The sequence below is a fragment of the Frischella japonica genome (genome assembly GCF_014489845.1).
GTDB lineage: Bacteria > Pseudomonadota > Gammaproteobacteria > Enterobacterales > Orbaceae > Frischella > Frischella japonica.
The window spans coordinates 284,291-308,736 of sequence record NZ_JABURY010000006.1 but is presented as its reverse complement, the minus strand read 5'-3'; the positions used below and the strand labels follow the sequence as shown (position 1 = coordinate 308,736).

The following is a 24,446-nucleotide window of genomic DNA, read 5'->3' as shown; positions in this document are numbered from 1 at the left end:
ATATGTTTAGCTTCTTCAAAAGGAATAAACCACACAGCGAAGCGCCAAAGAGTGAAATAAAAAGTTGTTTAACATCAGAACAGATCGCACAAATTGAGCAATCGATAACTCAAATACAACAGCAAATCGCTGATACAGATGATGCATCTACCTTAGCGGCGTTATATGAAAAAACCGGCATATTTTATCAGCAATTAGATCATATTGATTTGGCTATCGAGAACTTAGAAATCAGCCTACAACATAAAAAAACCATTGGCGAGGGTTATAAAATGTTAATGAGTTTATACAATCAAAAACGCGCTGATGCAGCAAAAAATGGTTCGCTGGCCGATATCGATTTTTGGATGAATAAGATGGATGCTATGCGCAATATCGCCAAACAAGTAACGATTCAACGAGATTAAAGGAAATTTATTATGTATACTACCCTAAAAGATGTGACTTCGTTAGCCCAAAAACTTAATTTTACCGTTGGCGCATTTAATACGCACAATTTAGAAATGTTGCCCGATATGCTTCGAGCTGCCAAAGAAGTCGGCGCACCAATTATTATCCAAACTAGTGTGGATACAGCACGTTATATTGGTTTTAAAGTATTAGTTAATGCCGTAAAAGCCATCGCAGATGAAGAGATTGTTGATGCTGTATTACATTTAGATCACGCTAAAAGTTTTGATGATATCAAAGAGGCAATCAATAGTGGCTTCACTTCGGTCATGTTTGATGGTTCATCACTCCCTTTTAAAGAAAATATTTTAAAAACGCGTGCCGTAGTTGAATATGCTCATGCGCATGGTGTATCGGTTGAAGGTGAATTAGGTACCATAGGTGGCACAGAAGAAGGCATTCACGTCAATCCTAATGATAAAGTCTACACTAAACCTAAAGATGCATTAGAATTTGTCAAAGCAACTGGCATTGATGCTTTAGCCATAGCCATTGGCACGAATCATGGTCAATTTAAATCAAAAACGGAAGTCAATATTCCGTTATTGAAAGAGATCCATGCTATGGTTGATATTCCACTCGTGATTCATGGTGGTACAGGTGTTAAAGAAGAAGATTACCCAGAACTTATCAATAATGGCATTCGCAAATTTAATGTTGGTACTGAGTTGTTAGTTAACTGGACACAAACTGCCAAAGACAAGTTTGCACAAACTGAAGTAAATCAGTCATTAAGGCACAATATTATTCCTGCAAATCAAGCAGTAAAAGAGATTGTGAAACATAAAATGCGTTTATTTCTTAATTTGAATAGTCGCATTAATTGAGGAACGTGGGTATGCAGAAATATCTCATTTTATTGGCGGGCTGCCCATGTACTGGAAAAACCTATCTGATCACTAAATTGCAACAACAATTTAATGATAGTTTGGTAATAACACCCGATGAAGCTAAAGTTTTGTATGCCGAATCGATTGGCTTTAATTCTAAGGCGGAAAAGGTGGCATTAGAACACAAAGTTTGGCATTTTTATTATGGAATCCTAGCATTGTACATGGATGCGGGTAAAAAGATCATAATTTCTGAATACCCTTTTAGTAATAAGCAGAAAAAGCAACTAAGCCAATTTGCGCAGCAATATCATTATCAAGTGATCACCATTCGTTTGGTAGCTGACTTTGATGTGTTATGGCAACGTCGCTACCAGCGCGATCGTTCATCAGAACGCCATTTAAGTCATATAATGCAGCATTATCATTATGGCGATAAGCTTGCTGATCGCAATTTAGCCGATGATTTAGTAACTAAAGAACAGTTTTATCAAATTTGTCACACCAGAAAATACGATCAATTTGCTTTAGGTCATTTAATCGAAGTAGATGTTACTGATTATGCTAAAGTTGATTATACAGGCTTGTTATACCAATTGAAAAACATCATTCACCAATAGGGTTAAAACAAAAAGATAATGCCGACTTTACTCTGTCGGCATTATCACCTACTAAACAAATACAACTATCTAATCCAGCTAGGATGCTGCTTTTCTTATTAATGATTTATCAGCAACGCTTTAATCTGCTGTGATTATTAATTGTGAAAATCAACCATTTTTTCTATTAAATGAATTAAATTGAACGAGCCGTTAGTTTTTTCACTTAACTTAACGATAATGTCGGGTGATTTAATACTGCACCTAATATTAGGTTATTGACATAGTAGTATTAAATTCTTCATAGCAACCCAAGCAGCTGAAATAGTAAAAACAGCATCTAACTTTACCGTTCAGAATTATTAAACTAACAAATTCGAATTTTGGTTAAGAAATTTTATATAAAAGTGGAGATTGACTTAATAATATATAATGCCGTGGTAGTGAGTAAATAACCATTACACAACTAGATACGATGTCCATTAATAAATTGACAATGATTTAAAACTAAAATTTTTCTTTTGATAATTTGTAACATTTATTATCTTGCCTTCGGAACATAATCCTAAAAGTTGGCTAGATGCCTGATAAACATTGTCAAAAATGTATTTGAATATAAATACTCACTTCAATGAATAAATTATTTGTTATTAAGTGATAAATTACTTTTACATAGCAGGTAAAAACCTGAATCTTTTGCTCAAAAGTAAAAAACACTGCATGTAAAATACAAAAAACCGATGATAAATCATCGGTTATGAATGCAATCATAAGATGATAGACATTATGATTACTTTATATTTTTCTTTTATCTGGATACATAAAATAAAATAATACGGCTAATGCTAAAGAATAACCAGCAAAGACTAGCCAAATTGAATGCCAATCTTTAATATTATCTACAGTAAAATAATCAACAATTTTACCACTAAATAGCATACCAAAATAAAGTCCGAAGCCATTAACCATGGTCATAAACAATCCTTGAGCACTCGCTCGAATTTTTGGATCAACTTCTTTTTCGATAAAGACGGAACCAGAAATATTAAAGAAATCAAATGCACATCCATAAATAATCATAGATAACATTAGAAAAATGCATCCTATTGGTGAGGGATCACCGTAAGCGAAGAAACCAAAGCGTAATGTCCAAGCTAACATCGACATTAACATGATTATACGAATACCTAAACGCTTTAAGAAAAACGGAATCGTTAAAATAAATGCAAATTCAGAAATTTGAGATAATGACAATAAGATTGCCGGATATTCGACAACTAAACTATCTTTATAATCTGGATTAAGAGCGAAATCATGTAAAAATGGATTACCAAAAGTATTCGTGATTTGTAATACAGCCCCTAATAGCATCGCAAATAAGAAGAAAATTGCCATTTTATAGGAGTTAAATAATTCAAATGCATCAAAGCCCAATTTGGTAATTAACGAGGTTTCAGTTGTAACATTAACCGTTTCTACGGTTGGTAAAGTCAATGCATAAATCGCTAATACCAAAGAACTTATCGCAGCAATATAGAGTTGGTAATTACTCAGTTCTAAATGTAATATACTAATAATCCACATAGCTAAAATAAAGCCCATGGTACCACAAGCACGGATTAACGGGAAATTTGCAACAGTGTCCAATTTATACTTATCTAAACAATAATACGAAACCGAATTAGATAATGATAACGTGGGCATAAATGCTAATGAATTAATTAACATTATCCAAAACATTTCATTTACCGTTGTTGCACTGGCTGCAAAGTAAAGCGAAATACCACAGATAATATGGCAAAATGCATATAAACGATTAGCAGAAATATATTTATCAGCTAATATGCCAATCGGCGCCGGCATTAAAACTGATGCAATTCCCAATGTACTATATACCCATCCAACATCTGATCCCGAAAATTTGAGGGTATTAATCATATAAGAACCGAGGGTTATTAACCAACATCCCCAGATGAAAAATTGTAAAAAGGATAATGTTTTTAATCGATTTATAATATTCATAAATATTGTCTCGTCACAATGACATACTTGGATTAACTGATCTTAATTAACATATTTTATACTTTGAGCAAATAACACCGACTTAAGCACAGCAATAATCATTTCGATAACAGAATTTTATATTTAACAGCGAGCATTCTTTTTGATCAATATGATTATAAACCCTACAAACAATTGAGGTGTTAGCATAACGTATATGGATAAACATACTCGTTTTCGACTTATAATTTTAAACTAATTAAGCGCTATTTATCATTACTTTAAATTATATTGATGGCCTAAACTGCATATATAGGCATTTTGAAACCATGTTAAATCACCGACATTCGAATAACGTGATACCCGCCGTATACATAAATTCATTACGAACATCGATTTGATCACAAGAATAATTTAAAAAAGTTTTGGTTATTAATTGCATATGTAAAGCTTCACCAGACATAAGTACTAATTCAACTAAGACATCAGAATTAGTATTAATATGGGGTGTCAACATAAAAGCTCCTAAATTTTTTATCTATTAAATTTGGATTGCGATTATTTTACATAGCGACTTTAAAATAGCCTAAAAACCAATCAATTGCTAACAGCATGATTAAATTATACCAATGTAAAATAAATCGTGCTCAACTATGGCTACAATGATAAAGAAATGACTTTATTTTGCAAGCATCTACCTGATTTATCTCTATGATTTATCAATTAGAATGACCATTAATTACAAAATAATGTTAATTTGCGATTTTACTTAAAAAAAATTAACTTTATTTCTCATCGACGTTCTGATTCAAGAGCTTGGTAAAAAGAATTCAACTGTTGTTGTGCTTGTTTTAATTCTTTTTCAGCTTTAGTGACTTTTTTTTCTTGTTGCGCGATTTTTTCGGCATCAGATTTTAATCTAGCTTGATGTAAACTCTCTTGTTTCTCATGTAAATTTTCCAACTTAGCTTTCACTTTTTCTTGATACTTCTCTTTTAGGTTGTCATTATTACAAAATGCAGTAACCTCATCTAATGCCTTTTCTAATCCTTTGAGTTGAGCTTGATTTTTTATCTTCTTGGCATATTCTATCTGCTTATTTAATGAATTTTGTTTACCTAAACAGGTCAAACCATTAACATCTTTAGCATTCACCATCACATTAAATGACAAAAGCAAAACGGATACAATCACGTTAATCATTGTTTTATTTTTCATAACACCATAATCCCCTATTCATTCTCAGTAAAATTATTACACTATACCAATACCCAAAAATTATTTTCTTAATTGAACATGAGCGACTCGATGATCATAACCTTTAGTCAAAATTAAACTGGCGCGTTCTTTGGTCGGTAAAATATTTTCGATCAAATTTAATTCGTTAATTGTTTTCCAAATTTTTTCAGCTCTAGCTAATGCTTCTGATTCAGATATTTGTGAATAATGGTGAAAGTAAGAATTAGGATCACTAAATGCACCAGCACGGAATTTTAAAAAGCGATTTATATACCAATCATGTAATAAAGGTATTTCCGCATCAACATAAATCGAAAAATCGACATAATCCGATACAAAAACCCGATTACTTTTTGCAGCACCATTAGCTTGATTTTGTAAAACGTTTAATCCTTCCAAAATCAATATATCTGGATTTTCAATCTCGATAGTTTGATTATCAACAATATCATATACCATATGTGAATAGACTGGTGCTGAGACTTTATCAACTCCAGATTTGATATCGGCAACAAATTTTAATAATTTTTTTACATCATAGGATTGGGGGAACCCCTTTTTATCCATTATATTTCGTTCTTGTAAAACGCGATTAGGATAAAGAAAACCGTCTGTGGTAACCAAAGCCACTTTACGGTGCTCAGGCCAGCGCGTTAATAGTGCCTGTAATACCCTAGCAGTTGTACTTTTACCTACAGCAACACTACCTGCAATACCTATAACATAAGGAATCTTATGATTTTGTCCTAAAAAACGAGACAATATCATGTGACGTGTAAAATGATTACTTATGTAATAATTAAGCAGTCTAGAAAGGGGTAAATAAATTTCACTGACCTCTTGCAACGATAAATCTTCATTGATACCTTGTAAAGACGTTAGCTCTGATTGGGTAAGCGTCATGGGTACCGCATTACGTAAAGCCGCCCACGCTTTACGATCAAACGTCATATAAGGGCTTAAATGATTGTTATCCATAAGATATTTAGTTAAGAATCGATAATTTCATAATTTAAATACTAATATTATCGTCATTTTTACTCATCAAGCTGAATAATGCAACATGCAATAAGCAATATCAGTAATAAACCCTAGTTAAGAGTAATTAAAATCACAGATTTACTGCCAATTAAATAGACTTGAGTGTATAATTTATAAAAATGTCTGATCATCAGATTAAGTTAACCTTTTTTATTATTATTTGATCCAATATATTATTATGATTAAGAAAAAAACCAAATTAAGTCGTGCCGAAATTAATGAACAATCTCGCTTGTTAAAACGTAAAAAGAAACACAAAGGGTTACCGAGTGGTTCACGAATAAATCAAACAAATCAATCTACAACTAAAACTACACAAACGGTCAGCGATAGCCGAATTGGCAGCAAAAAACCAATTCCCTTAATCGTAACTGAAACAACGTCATCAATAACTAAAACGCATAGCAACGCTAAAACAATTGACGTAAAAAAATTATCGCCAGAAAAAGAGCTACAAGAACTGGAAAATAATCCATATCTGGAACAATTATTAGATATGGTTGAAGATGATTTGCAATTATCCATTCAACAACAACAAGATTTAAATACCATGTTAGATCGTATCGATGAATTAATGCAACAACTCGGTTACGTTGATGATGAACTCATTGAAGAGACTGAGATGCAAGAAGATATTATGAGTTTATTAAAAAGACGTTAAAAATATGTTAATGTTAATAATGCTTAGTCTCTATTTTGGTTTAGCCTGTTGTTTATTATTCTACCTAATAAAAACAAGCAAAATCAATAAGATATTAACCAAAAAATCGAGATTCTCTACTAATCACAATGATTTTAAACACAATGGCAAAACAAATAAATAAGGTCTCAAATATTTGGGATCAAAGTTTAATCGAAAAATATAATTATTCAGGACCAAGATATACTTCTTATCCAACTGCATTAGAATTTAATGAACAGTTTAGTCAACAAGATTTTCTTGACTCTGCAACATTATATCCCGATAAGCCTTTATCTATTTATGTCCATATCCCGTTTTGTCATAAGCTTTGTTATTTTTGTGGTTGTAATAAAATGGTTACTCGCCAACATCATAAAGTGGCGAAATATCTTGAGGCATTAGAACGAGAGATTTATCACCGCGCACCTTTATTTAAGCATAGGATTGTTAGCCAAATCCATTGGGGTGGCGGGACACCGACCTATCTTAATAATGATGAAATTAGCTGGTTAATCAAATTATTAAAAGAAAATTTTCAGTTTGCAGCAACGGTAGAGCAGTCAATCGAAATCGATCCTAGAGAGATTACGATTGCGACCATCGATCATTTAGCTGCGGTTGGCTTCAATCGGTTAAGTATGGGAATTCAAGACTTTAATCATGAAATCCAAACGTTAATTAATCGTCAACAAGATGAAAAGTTAATTGCCGATCTCATTTACCAAGCCAGAAAAAACCATTTTACATCAATTAGTTTGGATCTAATTTATGGTTTACCCAAACAAACGGTAGCAAGTTTTGAGCATACATTGAATAAAGTTATTGGATTGTCTCCTGATCGATTAAGTATATTTAATTATGCCCATTTACCAACTCGTTTTGCAGCTCAACGTAAAATTAAAGATACCGATTTACCAAATCCTATTGAGAAATTAAAAATCCTACACAGCAGTATTACCCAGCTAACACAATCTGGGTATACCTTTATTGGTATGGATCACTTTGCTAAACCAAGCGATGAACTCGCCATTGCCCAAAAGGAAGGCAAACTTCATCGTAACTTCCAAGGCTATACTACCCAAGGCGATGCTGATTTATTAGGATTAGGCGTGTCAGCAATTAGCATGTTAGGCGATAGTTATGCACAAAATCAAAAAGATTTAAATAGTTATATAACTAATGTGCATCAATCAGGTAATGCACTATGGAAAGGTTTTACTTTAAGTTTAGATGATAAAATTCGTCGTGATGTGATTAAACAATTAATTTGCCACTTTTATTTAGATAAAACGCAGATTGAAGATAAATATCAAATTAGCTTTGATAAATATTTTGCTGAAGATTTACAGCTACTTTCGCCACTTATTCACGATGGATTACTAATCAATCAACCTAATATGATAAACGTGTTAGCGAAAGGACAACTATTAATACGTAATATCTGCATGTGTTTTGATATCTATATGCGTAATATTGCTCGCCAACAGCAATTTTCACGGGTAATTTAATTTATCCAGTAAAACTGTTTTGTTCTTGGAATAATTTGCCTGATAATTTCACATAATTAAAATCTCCGCTATATTGATATTAGTTTAGCAAAAACTTCATTGGCATCAGTAACTAGATATAAAAAACCCGATATAAATCGGGTTTTTGATTCTGTACGATGACAAATCAGATAAGAACACAACATTATTATTGTGCTTCCTTAAAGAAATATACGTGCAAATTGATCTGCCTCCATTTTAGCGGAGACTGTTTAATATCAGAAAGGCGTCTCTGATGATTTAGGTATAAATTACAAAACCTTTTGTAATTAGATGTATCAAATGAAAAAATATACCCACACTGAAAGCGGCAAAAATAAAGCAATGAAAAAAGCGCTTGATTTACTTGAAAAAAGATTGAAATTCTAAAAAAAACCGTACGGTACTTCGCAAGCCTGAAATAGCAAATTACGCATATATTAGAAATCAACATGGTTTACCGAAACAACGATTATTTCATATATTTGAGGTATCAAACAAATCGATGATATTGTAATATATCAAAGCTTACTATAACCAGATAAGAAAACATTCGCATTTTAATTATTTATCACCTGTTCAATTTGAAAATAAACTGTCCGTTAAAATGATGGCACATCATTTTCCAGTCCTTCTATGCTGAAGTGAAAAGCGGTTTCGTTAGCTGGTGAAAACATCTTGCTACTCTTTGTCAAAATACAGTGGGAATAAATACGCTATTAATCAAACTATGGATAGACTAGCACAAAACGTAAGAATCAATTGAGATTAATCTCAGATTAATGACTATTTAATTGATGATATCAATAAACAACAAAGGATAAATCATAATCAGATGCGATTATCAAATCCTATACTCAGCATTTCCATTTGCCGTAGCGCCGGAGCATGCTATGCTTATGCTGTTTTGCATAAAATAATAAAACGATTACCTAAAGCATCATTAAAAAAGCAATAACAATAAAAACGAATCAGCCAATGGAATAGCGAAACATGTATGTTTATCAATTACTGTCAGTCAAATCATGGCAACAGCAACAAGAAGCCTATCAATTAGCCCGAGAGGCAGGTCAAGGATATTTACCTAAACCCAAACGCATTAAGCACTTTTATGATACGGGCTATGATGACATTGTTAAACGACTAGTCGCAGAGTCAGAGATTTGCAAAGACTTCTATGCGGTATTACAACAACTAGGATTACCTTATCAAAGTTACTATCATAAAATTCCCAATAAAGTATCCGAAGTATTAAAAACAGCCTTGTTTACAGAAACCGCGATACTGATTGAACTGCCGCCACAAAGTAGCCATTATGTTGAATCATCCACTAGTCAGCTCTCTAACGTTCCTCTTCCTGTTATCAAAAAAGAGCCCTATTATGAACCAGATAACAGTTGGTTAGTGGTTAATTTGGTTAATCATCAGCCTGAACTGATGGATATTCGTGATGGTGGGGATAGCCAGCAAACGATTACCAAAGTGCAGACTAGTCCTAACAACATCTTTTTAAGGCATGGCGATACCTTTTCGGTTAGTGAAGTACTACCGAAAGTGCATTTGTTAATTGGTGGTAACCAAGGTGAAACCGATTTAACACTACGCGGTGAAAAACCACTACGAGTTAAAAAGCTAGCACAGCAATGGTTAGATGAATTGAGTTCTTTGCTACGCTCAGGTAATTCGCCGTTTACCGTTGAGCAAGATGAGGCATTAGCCAGCACGATAAACTATGGCTTTTCACCGCAGCATTACTCATCGATTAAAAAACTTGATAATAAAAGCCTATTTCGACCCGATGAACGCATTGGCGCCCTATTTTATCAAGTGGTGTTAGTACTAAACCAAACCCACTTTATTACCGCCACCGAGCGTATCGGTGATCTAGGGTATAACGAGAGTGAAGGTGCGATTACTGACCCCGGATTACTCAAACAAGCCATCAAAGCACTACATAACATTCGTCACAGTGACGGTTATGATAAAAGCGATTTCGCTTACCACAGTGACAAACTTGCTAAAATTGCCGGTGAATTTTTAAGTAGACCTTTAGTGCTTGACGGCACTGGGGATGATAACGACTATGAAACAAAACTCAAACAGCAAATTAGCCACGATCTACAAGCTGATGAACTGACGGATATTCAGAGCCTTTATTTCAATGCCATCAAACTGTTAAAACATTTACGTGAACCCGGACTGATTAAGCATGTACAGACCCGACGTGAATATCGATTAAAGGCAACAAAACTTAACTATCAATACATTGAGTTGCAGCAAGCAGAAGGTTTTTATCTTGAGTTCCACAAAGACCATAAATATGCGATTACTTCCGTGAACCAAGGTTATCGCTTTGTAGGTCGGTTTAATCCAGACGGACTGACTGATATCAAAATTCCGCAAAAGTGGGCGCACATTGATGATTGGCGGCTGGAAACCAGCGCCGTAGAGGTATCATTTATTGATGAATACTTTAGTAATATTGACGTACATAACATCAATAATGCAGGTCAAGGTGTTGCTACAGGTAGCTTTTTTGGAGCAAATGGTATGCTAATTGGTGGCATATCGGGTTATCTTTACGGCGATGAAATTAAATCGACTTGTATAAAATATGAAAATCAGATTTTAGGTGGTATGCAAGTTGCAGGAGGCATATTAACGTTAGCCGTTGCAGGCACCATTGAAGGCGCATCGTTCGGCACGGGTACTGCTGTTGCCATTGCCCTAGGATTTATTGGTAGTGATAATATTGCAGCTGGCATCAGTCGGATGTTAACCGATAAAGAAGTCACCACACTCGGAGAAGATGTGATTGCCTGGTCTGGACTGGTGCCTAAAGGCTATGAAGGCATTACTTATGGACTGGTTGATTTAGCGCTAGGTAGTAAAACGATGCTGCTGAGTAAGGTCCCCTCAGCCGCGCACAATATTGTATCAATTAAATACGTCACTCAGGTAGGGAAAAAGCCCTCATTTATTCGAGATATCAGAGTCTATGTTGAGAAACTATCTAAAAATAGTAGAAAACAACGGCATGTAGTTGAACTAAAAGAACCGACTTTTAATCCTTTTGGCTCTATGGGAGCGGCTAAACCATGGACTATTGCTCAACGATTGAAATATGCTCAATTACCAACTACAGGTAAGATAAGATTTATTCCTCAAAATTCTAATTACCCTAACCCTCCTATACTTAAAGGTAATAATCATGGATATATAGATAAATTTTTTAATGAGTGGGTTAAAGGGCCATCAAGAACTGCTGGACAGGAATTTGAGTGGGATGTACAGTTATCAAAAATAGGGAAAAAACAATTAGGCTGGGCTTCAAGAGATGGTAAACACTTAAATGTATCTTTAGATGGCAAAATAACGCATAAATAAAAATGGGATATAATGATGAATAGCAAATTAAATTTTTTTTCCGAGGTAGAAATTCTGCCAACAGCACCACAAAAACAGTTTGTTAAGAAGAAAGGTGTAATTATAGGCATCAGTGAGGAAGATGGAGTTTTATATGGATATGGTGTTTTAATTCATGGAAGAGAGGAATTAGATTTTTTTGAAGCACAAGATATAAAACCAACAGGCAAACAATTTAAACGGGAAGATTTTTATTAATTTTAACTCCAAACATAAATCAATTAGGTGGTATGCAAGTTGCGGGAGGCATATTAACGTTAGCCGTTGCAGGCACCATTGAAGGCGCATCGTTCGGCACGGGTACTGCTGTTGCCATTGCCCTAGGATTTATTGGTAGTGATAATATTGCAGCTGGCATCAGTCGGATGTTAACCGATAAAGAAGTCACCACACTCGGAGAAGATGTGATTGCCTGGTCTGGACTGGTACCTATTACAGAGCTCAGCAATTTATTGAAGAGTAAATTAAATCATATAAGCAATGATATTTTTACTATTGATAAACAATACAATAAAGAATTTAATGAAACCAATGCTCAAGATTTTCCTGATGGATTTTTTATCACTATTTTATAGAGATAGATCTTGTTGATGAAGCAAAAGAATTGCAATGTAAGGCATTCATTGAACAATTATTAACTTACTTGTAGACAGAACAATATCAAATAGTCGCATCATGTCACTTTGAAGAAGAACTGCCTCATGAAGGTGGGTATCATCAACTCGTAAACTAACGAATATAACATAATTTATATATTTGATAGCTCTAGTTGATTTTTAATGATTATTATTCTAAATATAAAAAAGAGGCTGCCCCGTAGGACAACCTCTTTCTTTAGTATCTTGTAAAATACAGAAAAAATCCATAAAAAACAAGAATACAAGTGCAACTTGTCGCACTTTAACGTTTAGAGAATTGTGGACGACGACGCGCTTTGCGTAGACCAACTTTCTTACGTTCAACTTCACGCGCATCACGCGTTACAAAGCCGGCTTGACGTAGTGGAGAACGTAAAGTCTCATCATATTCCATCAATGCACGAGTAATACCGTGACGAATAGCACCTGCTTGACCAGAAATACCACCACCTTTTACGGTGATGTAAAGGTCAAACTTGTCTGTCATTTCTACTAACTCTAATGGTTGCATTACAACCATACGTGCAGTATCACGACCAAAGTATTGCTCTAAAGAACGTTTATTAATTATAATGTTACCGCTGCCTGGTCTAATGAAAACACGAGCAGAAGAACTTTTGCGGCGACCTGTACCGTAATATTGATTATCAGCCATCTTTTATCCCCTTAAATATCTAATACTTGCGGTTGTTGTGCCGCATGATTGTGCTCATTACCTGCATAAACTTTTAGTTTACGGTACATTGCACGACCAAGAGGACCTTTCGGTAACATGCCTTTAACAGCAATCTCGATAACTTGTTCAGGATGACGTTCAATCATTTCTTTGAAAGTTGCATCCTTGATACCACCGATATAACCAGTATGACGATAATACATTTTATCAGTGCGTTTTTTGCCAGTTACAGCAACTTTTTCCGCATTAATAACGATAATGTAATCACCTGTATCAACATGTGGTGTATATTCTGCTTTGTGCTTACCGCGAAGACGGCTAGCGATTTCAGTTGCAAGACGACCTAGTGTTTTACCAGCCGCATCAACAACATACCAGTCGCGTTTTACTGTTTCTGGTTTAGCTGAAAAAGTACTCATTAGTAATTTACCCAATATTTTTAAATTAATCTCACGTCAATAAATCATTGTTAATACAATCAATTTATTTACACTTATGTTTTATTCACTTTACCATCAACCCCTTCGAGTCATGAATGCAGTGAAGTTAAACTAAAAGACAATGTTGGGAAAACATCGCCGTAACGTGGGTGCGCTTATTATACAGAAATAAAATAAAATCGCTAGTTTTGTAAATAAAAATTATGATGAAATATTGTTACTATATCTGTAACGGATTGTTAAATGCTCATTAAAGGGACATTATCTATTAAATTAAGGGCGTGAAGTATTTTTAATTAAATCTTGTTAAATTCAGATAGATCAGTTTATCAGAAACAATAAAAACCTTAATGAATCAAAATAACCTTATCATTTTACATGATTATTTTATAGTTATGCATCTGGAGCATTGCATTTTTACTATAATAAAGTGTGAGGAAAATATATGAAGACAACTCATATGTTAAATGAGGGATAACTTAGGTAATCCCTCTCTGCCAGAACTTTCAATATTTTTAAGCCATCATAGCCAACTAATCCGTTAAAAAATATTTTAATGACGGATTTTCACTTTCATTATGATAGTCATAATTAAGTTCAGCTAAATGAGTTTCAAAGGCCTGATTATGAGCCTCGATTTCAAAAGCGGCAAGCACGCGACCATAATCCGTACCATGACTACGATAATGGAATAAAGAAATATTCCAATTTGTACCCAATGTTTGCAAGAATTTTAACAATGCCCCAGTTGATTCTGGGAATTCAAAGCTATAAACCTGTTCTTTTAAAGTTTTACACGGTTTACCACCTATCATATAACGCACATGTAACTTAGCCATTTCATCATCAGACAAATCAAAAATCTGATAACCACCGGCAGTCAATTCTTGAATCAGCTCTTCTTTTTCAATATCGCCATTAGTAATACGTACCCCAACAAAAATACAGGCATTTTTATCATCATGATAACGATAGTTGAACTCAGTTACAGAACGACCACCTAACAATTGACAGAATTTTAAGAAGCTCCCTTTTTCTTCGGGAATGGTCACAGCAAACAACGCCTCTTTCTTTTCACCTAATTCACACCGTTCAGAAACATAACGTAAGGTATGGAAATTAAGATTTGCACCAGATAAAATATGTGCAAGATTCTCACCACGAATATTGTGCTGTTCAATATACTTTTTCATACCGGCTAATGCTAAAGCACCAGAAGGTTCAGCAACCGCTCTGATATCATCAAACAAATCTTTAACTGCCGCGCAAATTTCATCACTATCCACTAATACAATATCATCAATATATTGCTGACATAGACGAAATGTTTCATCGCCTATGCGTTTTACGGCTACCCCTTCGGCAAATAAACCAACTCGATTCAAATCGACCGGATGTCCGGCATCTAACGCTGCTTTTAAACAGGCTGAATCTTTCGCTTCAACAGCAATCACTTTGATGGATGGTAATATTTGTTTAATCAGCACTGCGATACCCGCAGCCAATCCACCACCACCAACCGGCACAAAGATACGATCGAGTTTGGCATTTTGTTGCAGTAACTCCATTGCGATACTACCTTGACCAGCAATCACCAAGGGATGATCAAAGGGAGGAATAAAAGTCCGATTCTGCTCGGCGGCAAGCTCAATAGCTTTATTTTTTGCTTCGTCAAAATTAGCACCATAGAGCAACACTTCTCCACCAAATCCTTTAACTGCCTCCACTTTAATATCAGGGGTTGTCATTGGCATAACGATTAAAGAATTGATACCCAATTTAGTTGCTGATAAAGCGACACCTTGAGCATGATTTCCGGCGGAAGCCGCAATGACACCACACTTTTTCTGTTGATCATTGAGACTCGCAATCATCGCTTGAGCGCCACGAATTTTAAAACTATGTACTACCTGACGATCTTCACGTTTTACAAACACACGATTACCAACTCGTTGCGAGATCTTTTCCATTTCCTCTAATGGCGTCACGGTTGCAACATCATAAACTGCAGAACAGAGCGTTGCCTGCAAGTACTGTGCACCTGTCATCTGTCGTTTCATTATATTACCTGCCTTAACCAGCTAGTTTACTTTTATCTCTAACCGCGCCTTTATCCGCACTGGTCGCTAAGCTAGCATAAGCTTTTAAAGCATAAGATACTTTACGAGCGCGGTTGTGTGGCGTCCATGCTTTATCGCCTCTGGCTAGTTCAGCAACACGACGCATTTCCAATTCCGTTTCAGGAACATCAAGAATTAATTTACGATTAGGAATATCAATATCAATAATATCGCCGTCTTTAACTAGCCCAATAACCCCACCATTTGCTGCTTCCGGAGATATATGGCCGATAGATAAGCCGGATGAGCCTCCCGAAAAACGTCCATCGGTAATCAAGGCACATTTTTTACCTAATCCCATAGATTTTAGATAACTGGTTGGATAAAGCATTTCCTGCATACCCGGACCACCTTTAGGTCCTTCATAAATAATAACGACAACATCACCTTCAACAATATGACCACCTAAAATCGCACTGACCGCATCTTCTTGGCTTTCAAACACTTTAGCTGGCCCTCTAAATACTAAGTTTTCAGCAGCAACACCAGCTGTTTTAACAATAGCCCCATCGATCGCTACATTGCCATACAACGTCGCTAAACCACCATCTTGACTATAAGCATGTGCTTTATCGCGAATACAGCCATTTTGTCGATCATTATCTAAACTATCCCAATAACAATCTTGCGAAAAAGCTTTAGTCGTTCGAATACCAGCTGGACCACTACGATACATCTTTTTTACTTCTTCATCTTGCGTTTGCATGATGTCATATTGTGCAAACGTTTGTTGCAGTGTTAAGCCTAACACATTTCTGACATTACGATTTAGCAACCCTGCGCGATCAAGTTCTGCCATGATCCCAACCACACCGCCAGCACGATGTACATCCTCCATATGATATTTTTGCGTGCTCGGCGCAACTTTACATAAATGGGGTACTCGTCGTGATAAGCGATCAATATCGGACATGGTAAAATCGATTTCGCCTTCTTGCGCGGTAGCTAATAGATGCAATACGGTATTGGTAGAGCCTCCCATCGCAATATCTAATGACATGGCATTTTCATATGCAGCTTTGGTTGCGATAGATCGTGGTAAAACTGATTCATCATCGTGTTCATAATAACGTTTAGTTATCGCAACAATATGCGCTGCAGCTTTTTTAAATAACCCTTCACGTTGCTTGTGGGTTGCGACTAATGAACCATTACCGGGTAATGATAAGCCTAAGGCTTCCGTTAAACAGTTCATTGAGTTAGCCGTAAACATTCCTGAACAGGAACCACACGTTGGGCAAGCCGTTTCCTCGATTTGTTGGCTGACACTATCCGTTACAGTAGGATCAGCACTTTGAATCATCGCATCGATTAAATCAAGTTTGATGATTTGATCAGATAATTTGGTTTTCCCTGCTTCCATCGGTCCGCCGGAAACAAATATAGCGGGAATATTAATACGCAGTGCAGCCATTAACATACCAGGAGTAATTTTATCGCAGTTGGAAATACATACCATGGCATCAGCACAGTGTGCATTAACCATATATTCGACAGAATCGGCAATCAGCTCACGTGAAGGTAATGAATAGAGCATTCCGCCATGCCCCATGGCAATTCCATCATCTACCGCGATCGTATTAAACTCTTTGGCGATGCCGCCTGCAGCTTCTATTTGTTGAACAACTAATTGGCCGATATCTTTCAAATGTACATGACCGGGTACAAATTGAGTGAATGAATTAACAACAGCTATAATCGGTTTACCAAAATCTTCATTTTTAACGCCTGTAGCACGCCATAATGCGCGTGCCCCAGCCATATTACGACCTTCTACTGATGTTGCAGAACGATACTTCGGCATAAAATGCTCCCAATTCCTTTTTTAATATGATTTGCTACTAATTATTTAATTAATAAGTTAATGCAGAATGTTTATTCTGCATTTATTATCTATCGATTTTATTTTACTGCATCAAGCCAGTGGTATTTATCAGCAGTTGTACCATTGAATAATCCGAAGAAGGCTTGTTGAATTTGTTTGGTGATCGGTCCACAGCGCCCAATTCCAACTTGAATACCATCAATACTTCGTACTGGTGTGATTTCTGCTGCAGTTCCAGTCATGAAGACTTCATCCGCCAGATAAAGTGATTCACGAGAGAGTGTTTGTTCACGGATTTCAATACCAAGATCTTTCGCCAGAGTTAGAATAGCATCACGCGTAATGCCCGGTAACGCAGCTGATGTTAAGGTTGGAGTGAAAAGAATATTATTTTTCACGATAAAGATATTTTCCCCTGCCCCCTCTGAAACATAACCATGTACATCAAGCGCTATCCCTTCTTGATAACCATGACGACGCGCTTCACTACCAACTAATAAAGAGGATAAATAGTTGCCCCCAGCTTTTGCGGCGGTCGGGATAGTATTTGGTGCTGAACGATTCCAAGAAGATACCATCGCATCAATCCCTTGTTCTAATGCTTCAGCGCCTAAATACGCCCCCCATGGAAAAGCGGCAATAATTACATCTGTTTTATATCCATCTGGCGGATTCACCCCCATTCCCACATCACCAATAAAAACTAATGGTCGAATATATGCACTATTTAAATGATTTTTAATTAAGGTTTCACGTGTTGCTGCCATTAATTCGTCAACTGAATAACTCATTGGCATGCGATAGATTTTTGCTGAGTCATGTAAGCGTTGCATATGTTCACGATGACGAAAAACAGCTGGACCATTATGGGTGTCATAACAACGTACTCCTTCAAAAACAGAAGTGCCGTAATGTAATGCATGTGACATAACATGAACTTTAGCTTCGCCCCATTTTACCATTTCACCATTAAACCAAATATAATCCGCTTTTACAGTTGTTGCCATTTTATTATCCCTCTAATTTGTCACTTAAATATATCGTTTAATTTTTATATTGATTATGATTAATCAATTGCCACAATATCAGCCAATTTAAGTAGCTGATTGATTATTTGCGTTTTGTTTTTACTATTAATGAATTTAAATGTGATTAAAAGCTGTTGCGATGAAGCAACGTTCATATTCATTGATTGAATATTTCCGCCTCGATGGCGAATAACACGTAATATTCGCTCTAATGTCCCTGGTCTATCATAAGCTTTAACGATTAATTCATAATTTTCCATCTTAAGCGTCTTCCTTATTTAATGAGTCTAACATATCGTGATTAGCAGCTCCGGGTGGAACTAATGGCCAGACATTTTCCATTGCATCAATTTTTACATGCAGTAAAAATGCGCCTTTACTAGATAATAGCTGATCGATAGCTGGTAAAACCTGTTCTTTTTCAGAAATGGTGATACCAGGGATATCAAATGCACGCGCTAAAGTGATGAAATCGGGATTATCTGATAAATCCGTTTCACTGTATCGTTCATTAAAAAAGAGTTGCTGCCACTGACGAACCATTCCCAAGCGTGAATTATCAATAAGCACAATTTTGACCGGTAAATGTTTACGTTTAATGGTGGTTAACTCCTGAACATTCATCATAAAAGAACCATCACCAGAAATGCAGATCACACAGCTATCCGGTTGAGCCATTTGCGCACCAATGGCAGCAGGTAAACCAAACCCCATTGTGCCTAATCCACAAGAACTAATAAACGAATTTGGTTGTTTAAATAACATATGTTGCGCCGTCCACATTTGATGTTGACCGACATCAGTGGTAACAATTGTTTTCACAGCATGACGTGCTAGTATTTTTTCTGATAGCTGTTTTAGCAATAATGGTGCATAAATCCCTTTTCCTGGATGATCGTATCGGGCTGGATAAAGCGATTTAAGTTGTAATATACGTTCTCGCCAAGCAGTGATATCGATTGAACAATTTAATAACGGTAAAACCGTTTTAGCATCAGCCGCAATGGCAACGTGAGCTTGCTTTAATTTACCAAGTTCAGCAGGGTCAATATCGATATGAATCACTTTGGCTTGGCTGGCAAAATGATTCAAATTACCGGTAACGCGATCATCAAATCGCACACCTATCGCTATCAGTAAATCACTTTCTTGTACTGCAAGATTCGCCGATTTAAAACCATGCATGCCAACCATACCTAAATAACATGGTTCATTTATATCAAGACTCCCTAATCCCTTTAAGGTAGATACTGCCGGTAACGCTGTAACTTTTATCCAGTGCCGTAATTCAGCAACTGCATTTGCCATAATAATACCACCACCAATATAAAGCATCGGTTTTTTAGCTTGAGCAATCATTTGATTTGCAGTTTGAATGGCTTGTAATACAGAAGAGGAAAGTGAAGAGGATTTAGATATCGATTGTGCTGGCGTTACAGGTTGGTGATAAATTGACTTGTGACAATAATGTTGATAATCATGCTTGGCTAATTGAATATCTTTAGGTATATCAATCAGTACCGGACCGGGACGCCCCGAATTTGCGATAATAAAAGCTTGCTCAATGATATCGGGTAAGGATGTTGGATCATTAACTAGGAAACTATACTTAGTACAGCCCATTGACATACCTAGCATATCGACCTCTTGAAATGCATCCGTACCAATCAATGCACACGGAACTTGTCCGGTAATCGCCACTATTGGTACAGAATCAACTAATGCATCGGCTAACCCTGTTAATAAATTTGTTGCACCCGGCCCCGATGTTGCAATACAGATCCCAGTTTCACCAGTTGCTCTTGCATAACCAATGGCGGCAAATGCAGCTCCTTGCTCATGACGACATAAGACATGCTCCAAACCACCATCATATAGTGCATCATATAAAGGCATTATTTGACCACCAGGATAGCCAAAAACGGTTTTAACACTATGCTGTTTTAATGATCGAACGATCCATTGTGCGCCTGTCATCATTATTCCAATCCCCTTTTTTATTATCTGCTTAATAAAAAAAACCCCTGCAACTTTGCGGGGGTTTTAAATTGTCGTTCTGACATTTTAACTTAATAGCGCCCCCGCGTCGGTACAATGACCACGCTAATAATGCTAATGAGGACGATAAGAAAGCTAAATAAATTCATGAAAATTTGATGTCTGTTAACTGGTTATTTATGTTTTTATATATTGTTTAATTTATTAATACAACACTATTGATAACTAAAATAAGTACCTATTTAAAAATACTCGCTTTTCATAAAAGTGCAACTTTTTTTTAGCAATTTTGTTTAATTATCTTCTTTTATAACAATTTACCCAAAATCTAACAACGGGTAATCTTTAAATTTCAAGCTAGATTCACTTGAAATAAATCATACGCTATATCCGTATGAGGAAAGATTTGTCGACATTCGGCTAATAGTGACTCATTATCCGATAATCCATACCTTGTACTAATATGCGTAATGATCAGTCTTTTCACTTGACATATTTTCGCAATATTAGCAGCATCAACCGTCGTTGAATGACCGACTAATTGGGCCCTTTCTTGTAACTCGTGCTTAAAAGTTGCTTCATGCACTAATAAATCAACTTCACTGGCTAATCTTATTGATGCATCACAAGGCGTCGTATCGCCCAAAATAGCAATTTTAAAACCAGGTTTTTTCCCCAACCAATAATTTTTACCATCAAGTATTTTACCATCTGGCATAGTGATGATTTTCCCTTTCTTTAGCTCACCATACAAAGATCCGACTGGTATATTTTCGGTTTGTAATTTAACAATATCTAATTTGGGAGCCCGTTCAGCTTCCTCAATACGATAACCAAAACACTGAACTCGATGCGCTAATTCATCACAATAAATCGTTACCTGTTCATCTTTATAGAGTGTTGTAGCTTGCTCAATCTCTACAATTTGCAAGGGATAGGTCATCATCGAACAAGAAATATTAAGCGTCATCTCAATAAATTGTCTTATTCCTTTTGGACCATAAATAGTTAAAGGCATTGCATGCTGATTCAAAGAACGGCTGGCCAATAAACCGGGCAAACCGAATATATGATCACCATGTAAATGGGTTATGAAAATCTTCTCCAGCTTGGATAAACTGATTTTAGCTTTCAGCATTTGATGCTGAGTGCCTTCACCACAATCAAATAACCATAAACGATTTGATCGAGCAGTAAGCTGCAATAGTGAGGCTGAAACATTCCTTTCTGTTGTTATTGTACCGGCACTAGTGCCGAGAAATGTCAATATCACTAAATATTTTTCCGTTCAATGGTTTGTTCTCCCCAAAACAATTGATCTTGATCTGTTTTTGAAAAAGCCAGCGGTAATACTTCATCACTACCTTCTTCCCAAATTTTTTCAGCTAGTGTTTCATCATAGTTGGCCAATTCAAAAATTGCTTCAGCTATTTCAATAGATGTTTGACGTGTTGTTGCCCAAGATTTAATTTCATGTGCTTCTTTTTTACGCGGATTCATAATTCATCTCCTTAAAAATATTAACTTTTATCCATAATACTATCAAATTTTATGCATTACGAATAAAAAAATATCTATTCCTAAAATTAGTTAAATTTTTGGTGATTACATAGCATAATATTGATAAATTTATTCAACCGATTTGAGAATTATGCTAATTTTACTTTCACCATCGAAAACCCTTGATTATGATTCGCCCTTAATCACGTCAAAATATACGCAACCAGAATTATTGCATTATACCCAACAATTAATCGCATATTGTCAACAATTGACTATAAGCGAAATAGCGAAATTGATGAAGATTAGCCCCAAATTAGCTGAACTTAATTATCAGCGCTTTCAAAATTGGCAAGCTAATTCCACACTCAAAAATGCAAGGCAGGCAATATTAGCTTTTAAGGGGGATGTTTACGAAGGGTTAAACGTAGAGGATTTTTCGTCATACGATTTGACATTTGCCCAAAAACATTTACGAATATTATCTGGTTTATATGGATTATTAAAACCATTAGATTTAATTCAAGCTTATCGCTTAGAAATGGGAATTAAACTGAAAAATGGTCACAATGAGAATCTTTATCAATTTTGGAATAATGTCATTACAGATCTTCTCAATCAACAATTAGAGGCAACTGAATGCATGATCAATCTTGCTTCCAATGAATATTTCAAAGTAATTAAATCAAAGCAGTTACATTGTCGTATTATTGAACCTATTTTTCTCGATGAAAGTAAAGGAAATTATAAAATCATCAGTTTTTATGCTAAAAAAGCTCGTGGATTAATGAGTCGTTATATTATAAAGCATCAACTATCGCAAATTCAGGATATACAATCATTTAATCTTGGTGGTTATCAATTTGTTAAACAATTATCCGATGAAAACCGATGGATATTTCGACGCAGTCAACAACAAGCTCAAGCTTTGTCTTAGTCATTGATTTGATGAAGATAATGCTATTAATTTGATAAATTGGTTATTATCTCGATAATACCGATAAAAAATGACTTATACTTTTAAGAAAACGATGCTTAATCGGTTTATTATAAGATGAGAAATAATTATGCTACTATAGTAGGCAATTTATAAATAAGGATATTCTTATGGCTATTAGATTAAAAACTCCTGAAGAAATCGAGAAAATGCGAGTTGCCGGTAAATTAGCTGCCGAAGTTCTCGAAATGATTGAACCCTATGTCAAACCCGGTATTTCAACTGGTGAACTCGATCAAATATGTTATGAACATATCGTTAACGTGCAAAAAGCAATTCCAGCAAATATTGGTTACAGTGGTTATCAACATACCAGCTGTATTTCAATTAATGATGTTGTATGTCATGGAATTCCGAGCTTTGAAAAAAAAATCAAAGACGGCGATATCTTAAATATTGATGTTACTGTTATTAAAGATGGTTACCATGGTGATACATCAAGAATGTATATTGCAGGGAAACCTACCATAACGGGGAAGAAATTGTGTGAAGTGACACAAAATAGTCTTTATGAAGCGATCAAAATTATAAGACCAGGGGTTCGATTACGTGAAATTGGTAAAACCATTCAACAATATGTTGAATCTTTTGGTTTTTCAAGTGTACGTGAATACTGTGGTCACGGTATTGGAGAAATTTATCATGATGAACCGCAAGTACTTCATTACAATGCTGACGATGGAGGTGTAATTTTACAATCAGGGATGACATTCACCATTGAGCCAATGGTAAATACTGGCGACTGGCGTACACGAACGATGAAAGATGGTTGGACTGTCAAAACTAAAGATCATGGATTATCAGCACAATATGAACATACCATTCTGGTTACCGATGATGGTGCTGAAATCTTAACTTTGCGTTCAAACGAACAATTTCCCAGAATCATAACCCATAAATAATTCAGTTTGATATTTATATATGATAATGCTCTGCGATTTAAAATATTTCAGTTTAGATCTCAAATTAATTATTAGGTTTATATGAGTTGTTAGATTAGTAAAGTTGGCAATTTCTTAAACATAAAATGAAAAAAAGAGCGCATGCCCTTTTTCGAAAATTTGATTGCGATTTTGATTTACTTGGTTATGCTTAGTATTTTTAGCTCGTGATTACCGACAACAAAAAATCTTCAATAAATATTAAAAATATAAAAAAAGGGCATACTGCCCTTTTAATTATTAATCATACTAAAAATTATTTCTTTTTAGCTGGTGCTTTTGCTGGAGCTTTTGCTGGTGCTTTTGCTGCATCTTTAGTTGCTGGAGTTTTAGCCATTTTAAAATCCTTAGTTAAGATTTAATTAAGTGGTTGAATATTATTTAATATTCATTAACTTTATACATCTAAGAAAGCAAAAATTCAACAACTATTTGATATATTTTAATTTTTTTAATTAAAAATCAATTTTATCATAAAACTAAATCATC

At 35.4% G+C, this 24,446-nt stretch carries 24 protein-coding genes; 11 read left to right on the top strand and 13 right to left on the bottom strand.

Annotation, left to right across the window (positions count from 1 at the left end):
* Positions 1 to 2 precede the first annotated feature (2 nt).
* From FcAc13_RS02790 to FcAc13_RS02780, 3 genes are read left to right on the top strand one after another with little or no spacing between them, the layout of a single operon-like run.
* Entirely contained in the window at positions 3 to 407 is a 405-nt protein-coding gene (locus FcAc13_RS02790) for a tetratricopeptide repeat protein (RefSeq protein ID WP_187754671.1), read from the top strand.
* Positions 408 to 419: 12 nt separating this feature from the next.
* Positions 420 to 1,277 (top strand): class II fructose-bisphosphate aldolase, encoded by an 858-nt coding sequence (locus tag FcAc13_RS02785; RefSeq protein WP_187754670.1) that lies wholly within the window; start codon positions 420 to 422, stop codon positions 1,275 to 1,277.
* Between the two features lie 11 nt (positions 1,278 to 1,288).
* Positions 1,289 to 1,900 carry an AAA family ATPase gene (locus tag FcAc13_RS02780; RefSeq protein ID WP_187754669.1) on the top strand — a complete coding sequence of 204 codons (612 nt, stop codon included), beginning with the start codon at positions 1,289 to 1,291 and terminating at the stop codon, positions 1,898 to 1,900.
* Positions 1,901 to 2,674: 774 nt separating this feature from the next.
* Here the strand turns inward: FcAc13_RS02780 and FcAc13_RS02775 are convergent.
* From FcAc13_RS02775 to coaA, 4 genes are all read right to left on the bottom strand, one after another.
* Positions 2,675 to 3,901, bottom strand: coding sequence for a nucleoside permease (locus FcAc13_RS02775; RefSeq protein ID WP_187754668.1), 1,227 nt, complete (start codon positions 3,899 to 3,901; stop codon positions 2,675 to 2,677).
* A 316-nt stretch (positions 3,902 to 4,217) separates the two neighbouring features.
* Positions 4,218 to 4,397, bottom strand: coding sequence for a nucleoside phosphorylase-I family protein (locus FcAc13_RS02770; RefSeq protein WP_187754667.1), 180 nt, complete (start codon positions 4,395 to 4,397; stop codon positions 4,218 to 4,220).
* A 275-nt stretch (positions 4,398 to 4,672) separates the two neighbouring features.
* A complete protein-coding gene (locus FcAc13_RS02765) occupies positions 4,673 to 5,098 on the bottom strand; it encodes a DUF1090 domain-containing protein (RefSeq protein WP_187754666.1) in 426 nt (141 codons plus the stop codon).
* A 60-nt stretch (positions 5,099 to 5,158) separates the two neighbouring features.
* Positions 5,159 to 6,097, bottom strand: coding sequence for a type I pantothenate kinase (coaA, locus tag FcAc13_RS02760; protein ID WP_187754665.1), 939 nt, complete (start codon positions 6,095 to 6,097; stop codon positions 5,159 to 5,161).
* A 241-nt stretch (positions 6,098 to 6,338) separates the two neighbouring features.
* Between coaA and yihI the strand changes: the two genes are divergently transcribed.
* From yihI to FcAc13_RS02735, 5 genes are all read left to right on the top strand, one after another.
* On the top strand, positions 6,339 to 6,821 hold the full coding sequence (gene yihI, locus FcAc13_RS02755) for a Der GTPase-activating protein YihI (RefSeq protein WP_187754664.1): 483 nt from the start codon (positions 6,339 to 6,341) through the stop codon (positions 6,819 to 6,821).
* A 143-nt stretch (positions 6,822 to 6,964) separates the two neighbouring features.
* Positions 6,965 to 8,350 (top strand): oxygen-independent coproporphyrinogen III oxidase, encoded by a 1,386-nt coding sequence (hemN, locus tag FcAc13_RS02750; RefSeq protein ID WP_187754663.1) that lies wholly within the window; start codon positions 6,965 to 6,967, stop codon positions 8,348 to 8,350.
* 1,011 nt (positions 8,351 to 9,361) lie between these two features.
* Positions 9,362 to 11,755 (top strand): polymorphic toxin type 17 domain-containing protein, encoded by a 2,394-nt coding sequence (locus tag FcAc13_RS02745; RefSeq protein ID WP_187754662.1) that lies wholly within the window; start codon positions 9,362 to 9,364, stop codon positions 11,753 to 11,755.
* A 15-nt stretch (positions 11,756 to 11,770) separates the two neighbouring features.
* Positions 11,771 to 11,992, top strand: a complete 222-nt coding sequence (locus FcAc13_RS02740) for an Imm31 family immunity protein (RefSeq protein WP_223064506.1) — start codon at positions 11,771 to 11,773, stop codon at positions 11,990 to 11,992.
* 32 nt (positions 11,993 to 12,024) lie between these two features.
* The gene (locus FcAc13_RS02735; RefSeq protein ID WP_187754660.1) at positions 12,025 to 12,369 is read left to right on the top strand and encodes a hypothetical protein; all 345 of its coding nucleotides are present in this window, start codon (positions 12,025 to 12,027) and stop codon (positions 12,367 to 12,369) included.
* Positions 12,370 to 12,694: 325 nt separating this feature from the next.
* Here the strand turns inward: FcAc13_RS02735 and rpsI are convergent, their stop codons facing one another.
* The 9 genes from rpsI to FcAc13_RS02690 all read right to left on the bottom strand — a co-directional run bounded on the left by rpsI (position 12,695) and on the right by FcAc13_RS02690 (position 22,019).
* On the bottom strand, positions 12,695 to 13,087 hold the full coding sequence (rpsI, locus tag FcAc13_RS02730) for a 30S ribosomal protein S9 (RefSeq protein ID WP_187754659.1): 393 nt from the start codon (positions 13,085 to 13,087) through the stop codon (positions 12,695 to 12,697).
* Between the two features lie 11 nt (positions 13,088 to 13,098).
* Positions 13,099 to 13,527 (bottom strand): 50S ribosomal protein L13, encoded by a 429-nt coding sequence (gene rplM, locus FcAc13_RS02725; RefSeq protein ID WP_187754658.1) that lies wholly within the window; start codon positions 13,525 to 13,527, stop codon positions 13,099 to 13,101.
* Positions 13,528 to 14,081: 554 nt separating this feature from the next.
* Positions 14,082 to 15,608 (bottom strand): threonine ammonia-lyase, biosynthetic, encoded by a 1,527-nt coding sequence (gene ilvA / locus FcAc13_RS02720; protein ID WP_187754657.1) that lies wholly within the window; start codon positions 15,606 to 15,608, stop codon positions 14,082 to 14,084.
* Positions 15,609 to 15,621: 13 nt separating this feature from the next.
* Entirely contained in the window at positions 15,622 to 17,472 is a 1,851-nt protein-coding gene (gene ilvD, locus FcAc13_RS02715) for a dihydroxy-acid dehydratase (RefSeq protein ID WP_187754656.1), read from the bottom strand.
* Between the two features lie 98 nt (positions 17,473 to 17,570).
* Positions 17,571 to 18,500, bottom strand: coding sequence for a branched-chain amino acid transaminase (locus FcAc13_RS02710; RefSeq protein WP_187754655.1), 930 nt, complete (start codon positions 18,498 to 18,500; stop codon positions 17,571 to 17,573).
* A gap of 59 nt (positions 18,501 to 18,559) precedes the next feature.
* Positions 18,560 to 18,781, bottom strand: a complete 222-nt coding sequence (locus tag FcAc13_RS02705; RefSeq protein ID WP_187754654.1) for an ACT domain-containing protein — start codon at positions 18,779 to 18,781, stop codon at positions 18,560 to 18,562.
* Position 18,782: 1 nt separating this feature from the next.
* Positions 18,783 to 20,498 (bottom strand): acetolactate synthase 2 catalytic subunit, encoded by a 1,716-nt coding sequence (ilvG, locus tag FcAc13_RS02700; RefSeq protein WP_187754838.1) that lies wholly within the window; start codon positions 20,496 to 20,498, stop codon positions 18,783 to 18,785.
* 373 nt (positions 20,499 to 20,871) lie between these two features.
* Positions 20,872 to 21,792, bottom strand: a complete 921-nt coding sequence (rnz, locus tag FcAc13_RS02695; protein ID WP_187754653.1) for a ribonuclease Z — start codon at positions 21,790 to 21,792, stop codon at positions 20,872 to 20,874.
* On the bottom strand, positions 21,792 to 22,019 hold the full coding sequence (locus FcAc13_RS02690) for a YccJ family protein (protein WP_187754652.1): 228 nt from the start codon (positions 22,017 to 22,019) through the stop codon (positions 21,792 to 21,794). Before FcAc13_RS02690 ends, rnz begins: the two co-directional genes overlap by 1 nt.
* A gap of 151 nt (positions 22,020 to 22,170) precedes the next feature.
* Here FcAc13_RS02690 and yaaA point away from each other — a divergent pair, with 151 nt between their 5' ends.
* The 3 genes from yaaA (at position 22,171) to FcAc13_RS02675 (ending at position 24,319) form a co-directional block, all read left to right on the top strand.
* Entirely contained in the window at positions 22,171 to 22,956 is a 786-nt protein-coding gene (gene yaaA / locus FcAc13_RS02685; RefSeq protein ID WP_187754651.1) for a peroxide stress protein YaaA, read from the top strand.
* A gap of 170 nt (positions 22,957 to 23,126) precedes the next feature.
* Positions 23,127 to 23,918: a type I methionyl aminopeptidase gene (gene map / locus FcAc13_RS02680; protein ID WP_187754650.1), complete on the top strand. Its 792-nt coding sequence runs from the start codon at positions 23,127 to 23,129 to the stop codon at positions 23,916 to 23,918.
* A 206-nt stretch (positions 23,919 to 24,124) separates the two neighbouring features.
* The gene (locus FcAc13_RS02675) at positions 24,125 to 24,319 is read left to right on the top strand and encodes a hypothetical protein (protein ID WP_187754649.1); all 195 of its coding nucleotides are present in this window, start codon (positions 24,125 to 24,127) and stop codon (positions 24,317 to 24,319) included.
* The last annotated feature ends 127 nt before the right edge of the window (positions 24,320 to 24,446 follow it).

Excerpts from the sequence above, each read along its gene's own strand:
- FcAc13_RS02765 (WP_187754666.1), bottom strand. The coding sequence starts at position 5,098 with ATGAAAAATAAAACAATGATTAACGTGATTGTATCCGTTTTGCTTTTG.
- map (WP_187754650.1), top strand. The coding sequence starts at position 23,127 with ATGGCTATTAGATTAAAAACTCCTGAAGAAATCGAGAAAATGCGAGTT.
- FcAc13_RS02785 (WP_187754670.1), top strand. The coding sequence starts at position 420 with ATGTATACTACCCTAAAAGATGTGACTTCGTTAGCCCAAAAACTTAAT.
- ilvA (WP_187754657.1), bottom strand. The coding sequence starts at position 15,608 with ATGAAACGACAGATGACAGGTGCACAGTACTTGCAGGCAACGCTCTGT.
- FcAc13_RS02780 (WP_187754669.1), top strand. The coding sequence starts at position 1,289 with ATGCAGAAATATCTCATTTTATTGGCGGGCTGCCCATGTACTGGAAAA.
- FcAc13_RS02710 (WP_187754655.1), bottom strand. The coding sequence starts at position 18,500 with ATGGCAACAACTGTAAAAGCGGATTATATTTGGTTTAATGGTGAAATG.
- yihI (WP_187754664.1), top strand. The coding sequence starts at position 6,339 with ATGATTAAGAAAAAAACCAAATTAAGTCGTGCCGAAATTAATGAACAA.
- yaaA (WP_187754651.1), top strand. The coding sequence starts at position 22,171 with ATGCTAATTTTACTTTCACCATCGAAAACCCTTGATTATGATTCGCCC.
- FcAc13_RS02775 (WP_187754668.1), bottom strand. The coding sequence starts at position 3,901 with ATGAATATTATAAATCGATTAAAAACATTATCCTTTTTACAATTTTTC.
- FcAc13_RS02735 (WP_187754660.1), top strand. The coding sequence starts at position 12,025 with ATGCAAGTTGCGGGAGGCATATTAACGTTAGCCGTTGCAGGCACCATT.
- ilvG (WP_187754838.1), bottom strand. The coding sequence starts at position 20,498 with ATGACAGGCGCACAATGGATCGTTCGATCATTAAAACAGCATAGTGTT.
- FcAc13_RS02705 (WP_187754654.1), bottom strand. The coding sequence starts at position 18,781 with ATGGAAAATTATGAATTAATCGTTAAAGCTTATGATAGACCAGGGACA.
- rplM (WP_187754658.1), bottom strand. The coding sequence starts at position 13,527 with ATGAGTACTTTTTCAGCTAAACCAGAAACAGTAAAACGCGACTGGTAT.
- coaA (WP_187754665.1), bottom strand. The coding sequence starts at position 6,097 with ATGGATAACAATCATTTAAGCCCTTATATGACGTTTGATCGTAAAGCG.
- FcAc13_RS02690 (WP_187754652.1), bottom strand. The coding sequence starts at position 22,019 with ATGAATCCGCGTAAAAAAGAAGCACATGAAATTAAATCTTGGGCAACA.
- FcAc13_RS02745 (WP_187754662.1), top strand. The coding sequence starts at position 9,362 with ATGTATGTTTATCAATTACTGTCAGTCAAATCATGGCAACAGCAACAA.
- FcAc13_RS02790 (WP_187754671.1), top strand. The coding sequence starts at position 3 with ATGTTTAGCTTCTTCAAAAGGAATAAACCACACAGCGAAGCGCCAAAG.
- ilvD (WP_187754656.1), bottom strand. The coding sequence starts at position 17,472 with ATGCCGAAGTATCGTTCTGCAACATCAGTAGAAGGTCGTAATATGGCT.
- rpsI (WP_187754659.1), bottom strand. The coding sequence starts at position 13,087 with ATGGCTGATAATCAATATTACGGTACAGGTCGCCGCAAAAGTTCTTCT.
- FcAc13_RS02770 (WP_187754667.1), bottom strand. The coding sequence starts at position 4,397 with ATGTTGACACCCCATATTAATACTAATTCTGATGTCTTAGTTGAATTA.
- hemN (WP_187754663.1), top strand. The coding sequence starts at position 6,965 with ATGGCAAAACAAATAAATAAGGTCTCAAATATTTGGGATCAAAGTTTA.
- FcAc13_RS02740 (WP_223064506.1), top strand. The coding sequence starts at position 11,771 with ATGAATAGCAAATTAAATTTTTTTTCCGAGGTAGAAATTCTGCCAACA.